6 protein-coding genes and 1 pseudogene are annotated in these 5,998 nt (G+C 55.2%); 5 read left to right on the plus strand and 2 right to left on the minus strand.

All coding sequences use genetic code 11. The annotated features are described in order from the left end of the window. Positions 1 to 150: pseudogene (locus tag ABYT07_RS18190) on the minus strand (RNA polymerase subunit sigma); the annotation flags it as partial. A 315-nt stretch (positions 151 to 465) separates the two neighbouring features. Between ABYT07_RS18190 and ABYT07_RS18195 the strand changes: the two are divergent. The 5 genes from ABYT07_RS18195 to ABYT07_RS18215 all read left to right on the plus strand — a co-directional run bounded on the left by ABYT07_RS18195 (position 466) and on the right by ABYT07_RS18215 (position 5,292). After that, positions 466 to 1,665 (plus strand): NAD(P)/FAD-dependent oxidoreductase, encoded by a 1,200-nt coding sequence (locus tag ABYT07_RS18195; protein ID WP_372993435.1) that lies wholly within the window; start codon positions 466 to 468, stop codon positions 1,663 to 1,665. After that, complete coding sequence (locus tag ABYT07_RS18200; protein ID WP_372993436.1) at positions 1,662 to 2,435, plus strand: HpcH/HpaI aldolase/citrate lyase family protein; 774 nt, start codon at positions 1,662 to 1,664, stop codon at positions 2,433 to 2,435. The genes ABYT07_RS18195 and ABYT07_RS18200 overlap by 4 nt, the downstream gene beginning before the upstream one ends. A gap of 19 nt (positions 2,436 to 2,454) precedes the next feature. Next, positions 2,455 to 3,294 (plus strand): NAD-dependent epimerase/dehydratase family protein, encoded by an 840-nt coding sequence (locus ABYT07_RS18205; RefSeq protein WP_372993437.1) that lies wholly within the window; start codon positions 2,455 to 2,457, stop codon positions 3,292 to 3,294. Between the two features lie 120 nt (positions 3,295 to 3,414). Further along, entirely contained in the window at positions 3,415 to 3,963 is a 549-nt protein-coding gene (locus tag ABYT07_RS18210) for a hypothetical protein (RefSeq protein ID WP_372993438.1), read from the plus strand. Positions 3,964 to 4,845: 882 nt separating this feature from the next. Next, on the plus strand, positions 4,846 to 5,292 hold the full coding sequence (locus ABYT07_RS18215; RefSeq protein WP_372993439.1) for a helix-turn-helix domain-containing protein: 447 nt from the start codon (positions 4,846 to 4,848) through the stop codon (positions 5,290 to 5,292). A 506-nt stretch (positions 5,293 to 5,798) separates the two neighbouring features. Here the strand turns inward: ABYT07_RS18215 and ABYT07_RS18220 are convergent. Further along, the coding region (locus ABYT07_RS18220) for a hypothetical protein (RefSeq protein ID WP_372993440.1) at positions 5,799 to 5,998 on the minus strand (200 nt) is incomplete at its 5' end.

A 5,998-nucleotide genomic window follows, 5' to 3' on the forward strand; every position in this document is an offset into this window, starting at 1 on the left:
ATCCTCTGCTGCGGCGCGTTTGTTCAAGACACGCAAGCAGACCCCGAATAGTTTCGCACTGATCCGGTCGTATAGCTGATCGAACGCGGCACGATCCTTAAGCGCAATGCGCGCGATCAGGTTCTCGATTTCTTGGCGGTCGGTTTGCAAGTGCTGCTCCGTCAAACAAGGGATGGATCGTAGGGGTCAAGATAGACGCAAGGTTGGTATTGTCCAGCACTGGCAGTTCCTTGGCGCTGATAAACAACTGGCGGGCAAACCAATGTCAGGCGGCCTGATTTAGGGTGACCCAAACCGCCGCTGTGATGGCCCGGATGTACCCGCGCGGTGGCAGGCGTGCGAACCGCGGGAAAGGCAAATTTGCGATTGCCGCGCATTTTGCTCAATAGCCTCTTTTCACTGCACGCAATTTGCGTAGGGATAGGCAAAGAGCTCGGTACCCGCCGCCCCAAAAGGAGATTTCACATGGCCCCTGCCCGCACGTCATATGATGTTGTCATTGTCGGTGGCGCCATCTTTGGATCGTCGCTGGCATGGTGGCTGACGCAGATGGCAGGATTTGATGGCAAGGTGTTGGTGGTCGAGCGCGACCCCACCTATGAATTCGCATCGACAAGCCACACGAACAGCTGCATCCGGCAGCAATTCACTGCTGCGATCAACGTAAAAGTGTCGCAATTCGGGGCGGAGTTCATCAAGAATTTCCGCCAGTTCATGGGCGATGACCCAGAGGTACCCCATCTGGCACTGCAAAGCTTTGGCTATATGTACCTTGCCGATACGCCGGAATTTGCCGAGACGCTGCGCCGGAACCAACAGGTGCAGATGGCGCTTGGCGCAGGTACAAAGCACCTGAGCCGCGATGAAATCGCCGCGGCCTATCCGTTCTACCAGCTTGATGACATTCTGGCCGGCAATCATAATCTGATCGACGAAGGCTATTTTGACGGTGGCACCATGTTTGACTGGTTCAAACGCATGGCGCGGCGGCGCGGCGTGGAATATGTCCATGACGAAGTCATCGCGATCACAAAGGCCCCGAATGGCAAGGCTGTGACCAGCGTGACCTTGAAATCCGGTGCGGTCATTAGCTGTGGCACGGTCGTCAACGCCTCGGGACCGCGCGCGCTGGCGACGGCGCAAATGGCGGGGATCAGCCTGCCAGTGGAACCGCGCAAGCGCTATACCTTCGTCGTCGACGCCGCCCAACCGCTGGACCGTGATTTGCCGCTGACGATTGACCCATCAGGCGTGCATTTCCGCAGTGAGGGGAAATACTACATGGTCGGCTGCACCCCTGACGAAGACCCCGCCGTAGCCTATGACGACTTCGGATTTGATCATTCAATCTGGGAAAACAAGGCATGGCCCGCTGTCGCGACCCGTGTGCCGCAGTTGGACCGCGTCAAGGTGATCAACGAATGGGTCGGACATTACGCCTTTAACACGCTGGATCAGAACGCGATTTTGGGCGCGCATGGCGAGGTCGGGAACTTCATGTTCATGAACGGATTTTCCGGCCACGGGCTGCAACAGTCCCCTGCCCTTGGGCGCGGCATGGCGGAATTGATTGCTTACGGCGAATATCGCAGTCTCGATTTGACGCCCTTCGACTATCGTCGGATAGAGGATGGCGCATCGATGATCGAAAAGGCCGTAATATGAAGCTACGCGAAAATGCATTTCTGCGCGCAATCCGTGCGGGCCAGCAACAGGTCGGTCTGTGGATCACCCTAAGCAACGCCTATGCCGCCGAAGCAGTGGCCCCTGCCGGATACGACTGGGCGCTGCTGGATATGGAACATTCGCCGAACGAGCTTGCCTCGCTTTTGGGGCAATTGCAGGCCTTTGCGGCAACAGACACCACCGCGATTGTGCGACCCGACTGGAACGACGCCGTCAAGGTCAAGCGCCTGCTGGATCTGGGCGTGCCCGGACTGCTGTTCCCGATGGTCGAAAGCATCGAAGAAGCACAAGACGCCGTCGCTGCCTGCCGCTACCCCCCACGCGGGGTGCGCGGGGTGGCCGGAACCACGCGGGCGAACGGCTTTGGCCGGATCGCCGATTACTACAGCGAGGTCGAAAAACAGACCGCCATCCTGATCCAGCTTGAGACCGTGCAAGCGGTGGAAAACGCCTTGGCGTATGGAGAAGTCGATGGTGTCGACGGTATATTCTTTGGTCCCGCCGATATCGCTGCCAGCATGGGACACCTTGGCCAACCGATGCACCCCGAGGTCTGGCAGTTGATCCGCCCCGCCGCGCGCGCACTGATGAGCCGGGGCATGCCCGTCGGCACGCTGGTGTCGGACCCCGCATTTGCTGCAGAACTGCTGAACGAAGGCTTCAGCTTTGTCGCCTGTGGCAGTGATGCGGGGCTGCTGGCCAAGGGTGCGGATAATCTATTGGGCCAAGTCAAATCGGCCCTCAAGTGAAATAATGAAGGAAATGACAATGCTGAAAAAACTGGTTTTGACGGGGGCCGCGGGCCGTCTGGGATCCTACCTGCGTGAACCTTTGGCCGCGATGTGCGAAGAACTGGTCAGCACCGATATCACCGATGACATCGGCGCGCTTTACCCCGGTGAAACCTTTGCCAAGGCCGATGTGGCCGTCTATGACCAGATCGCCCCCTTACTTGAAGGTGCTGACATGGTGGTGCATTTCGGGGCCATCGTGGATGAAAAACCCTTTATGGAACTGCTGGGGCCGAACTTTGTCGGGTCCTATAACATTTGGGAGGCAGCATATCAGCACGGACTGAAACGTGTGGTCTATGCCTCTTCGATCCACGCGGTGGGGATGCACAAGAAAGCGGATTTCATCGGCATTGATGCGCCGCACAAGCCCGATACCTTTTATGGCCTGGCCAAGTGTTTCAGCGAAGACCTCGCGTCGATGTATTGGGACAAGCGCGGCCTTGAGGCCGTTTGCATGCGCATCCTAAGCTGCGCGCAGGTCAATAATCCACGCGCCTTGGGGTCATGGCTGTCCTATGACGATCTGATCCAGCTGGTCACCCGCGCCGTCGACACGCCGTCGGTCGGGTTTAGCGTCGTTTACGGTGTGTCCAACAATGACCGTGCACCCGTGGACAATGCCAAAGCGTCATTCCTTGGCTACCGGCCCAAAGACAATGCCGAACAATTCGCGCCCGAGGTTCTGGCAGCGGCCCCCCCTGCTGACCTGAAAGACCCTGGCGAAATGCACCACGGCGGCCCCTTCGCAAAGGTCGATCTGGGCGAAAGCGGCGTGGCGTCGATGAACATTGTCAACGACAAGAAAGAAACCTAACGACCCATCAACTTCGGAAAACTCCGTGCCGCAGCCTGTATCCACCATAGCGGCAAGGATACAAGCGAAGGTGCAAGGGGCAGCGGTAGCCTTAGGGCGGCCGCTGACAGTGAGATAGAATTGACCCATTCTGGTGATGTGATCATGGCAAAGGACCGCAAACAACACGACAAAAAGAAGAGTAGAGTTTTCCCCTATAGGTTGCAAAGCGTATTCCTCGGCAACGATGAAGATGATGACCCGGTGACATCTGCTGTTGTCGAGGCGACTGAGCCTGTGAAGAAGCCAACTCACCTTAAGGGGCAGGCATCGATCGCCAAGCAGGCGCTTTTCGATGCGTTGGCTGCTCATCGCCAGACCAAAGCGGGTGAAGGCCTCTCCAATGACCGTAAATTGGTTTCAGTTGATAAGTGGCGCGAACATTGTGATCTTCGAGGTCTGAGCAGAGGTGACAGCGATAGCGTAGCAAGCACAGCTTTTCTTCGTGCGCAAAAGGCTTTGCAAGAGAAAGGGGTTGTGCAGGTCTCTGAGGGCTTTGCTTGGGTGTCCAACGACACTGATCCCGCACCGACGCTGGAAAGGGTTCAAGGGGTGCGCCTCAGTGGCATCCATGGATCAGACGCAGCCCAAAACAAAGCCGATGAAAAACGACAGCGACAACAACACTGATAAGCCCGTTTTTTGAAGTCGGTTTCCCGCGCCCCTACGGCATCTGAGCGTGCCTGCACTTTGGCGGCAACGGCCCCAACGGCATCCTCGGCCTCAACAAGCGCCGTCTCGCGTGCGTCGAGATCGGATGACCGCGCGTTCAATGCAACGCGCTCGGACCATAGCCCCGCCCCAGCCCTAAAAGGTTGATAGCAATCAAGTCCGTGGTCACAGTGGATCAGCTCCCCGCCAGGTTACTGGCTGGGAGCTGAGCCGATGGCGACAAACGGATTGAATTGCTGTCAAGGAACGAAGGTTCCAACACGCGCAAGCCACTGATCACCGTAGGTGATGGAATGCAGGCAAGTGACTGCATTTCAAAGTGGCGACGCAGGGACAAAAATCGGAGATTTTTGCGTGTTGGATAAGTTCTGTACCTTTCTCGGGCGCGGTTTGGCAGTGTCGAAGCTTTAACTGGACGCCTCAACAATGCCCCACAATAGCATGCACAAAAACATGCAACGCCACCCTCCAAATCAGATTAATCTTTTAAAATCAAGGGTAGGTGGCGGATACTAAGTCCACCAAGAGATGTAAGTAAAACCATTAAGGCATTGATATTAAATCATTCTATATCTTCGCTGTAGCGCAAATTGTAATGCAAAATGTATAGCATAAATTCACCACATCGATGGCTCTCTTATAACGACCTTCTCCCTGCGTGAAACATTTTCCTCGCCTTCGAGCGGCCTGAAAACCACGCTCAAAGATAAGTCAGCAGCCACAGTGGGAACAGCAAAGACATCAAACGGCCAAGACCTCCCTGCGCACTCCCAACATCAGCCTTTCTATAATGAAATTAAGCAGTCGAGTTGCTGTGATACTTCATAAATGGAAAAGACGATGGCCCCCAAACCCCCATACGCAGACACGCGACTGGCAGCATACCTGACAAAGAGGATACTCGAGTTGCGCCCGCGTAAAAGCCAGCAAGAGATCGCTAACGAAGCTGGTTTCATCAACGTCAACATGATGAGCATGCTGAAGAGCGGGAAAAGTAAGATCCCGTTGGACCGTGTGTCCGCGCTCTCCAAGGCGCTCGAGGTCGACCCAAGGCTGCTTTTCAAAATGGCGATCGAACAATCGAGCTATGAAACGACGTCCAAGGTGATCGATGAGATCTTCGGCACCATTGTCTCATCGTCCATTTGGATCCTCCCTTGTTGCGATGTAATCTTCCAGATCGCGTCTCTGCCATCGGTGGGGAGACTGCGCAACGGCTTTGTTAATGGCGTGGATGCACCTCCCACCGGCATCGCATTGCGCCATTGTTGTGATTGTCAAAGCTAGCACGAAAGGAAGGAGCATCCATGCCCGAAGTTACTCTCGTAGGTATGGATTTGGCGAAACGCCTTCTCCAGTTGCACGGCGCTCGCTGTGACGGGACGGTGCGTTTCGTGAAAAGCGTTGACGGGGGCAGTTGCTCGCGGTCATGCCACAGCTGCCCAAATGCATGATCACGATGGTTGCTTGTCCCACAACTGTTCTGCTGCCTATGTAAGTGCGGCAGCCCGCCGCATTGATAATAGGCCTACCGCTCTTAATTTCCGGTCACTGTTAATTTTAGCTCACGGGGAATTAAGATGTTCAAAGGACTAGGAATTTCAATTGCCATCATCTGTGCGGGGATGCTGGGCTTACCCTTTCTAATGGTAGCCTTCATTTAGCATATCTGGGTCTGAACAAGGAGTGACTTTGCCTCAAGGTCGAAGAACTCGGTTTGATCAATCCCTTCGACCTTGAGCCGGTCAAGTCCGCTTGGAACGGTTTGGAATATTTCATCTGATTTATTGGGGTTACTGATCAAAACGCGTCACTATCGTCGGGTGCAGTTTCGCAGCGACAGAAATGGGCAACTTGAATTTGCGATCTTCACAAGCTGACCTTGCGATTTGAATATCTGATGTTGCCAAGGCGAGGGGCGCGGGTGTGCTTAGATTAACTCGTTTTTTCACCAACCCCAAAAACTGAGGCAGGTTCTGGGCGGTTTCGGCTA

Origin of the sequence: Sulfitobacter sp. (genome assembly GCF_041552635.1) — a bacterium.
GTDB lineage: Bacteria > Pseudomonadota > Alphaproteobacteria > Rhodobacterales > Rhodobacteraceae > Sulfitobacter.

Excerpts from the sequence above, each read along its gene's own strand:
- ABYT07_RS18195 (WP_372993435.1), top strand. The coding sequence starts at position 466 with ATGGCCCCTGCCCGCACGTCATATGATGTTGTCATTGTCGGTGGCGCC.
- ABYT07_RS18200 (WP_372993436.1), top strand. The coding sequence starts at position 1,662 with ATGAAGCTACGCGAAAATGCATTTCTGCGCGCAATCCGTGCGGGCCAG.
- ABYT07_RS18205 (WP_372993437.1), top strand. The coding sequence starts at position 2,455 with ATGCTGAAAAAACTGGTTTTGACGGGGGCCGCGGGCCGTCTGGGATCC.
- ABYT07_RS18215 (WP_372993439.1), top strand. The coding sequence starts at position 4,846 with ATGGCCCCCAAACCCCCATACGCAGACACGCGACTGGCAGCATACCTG.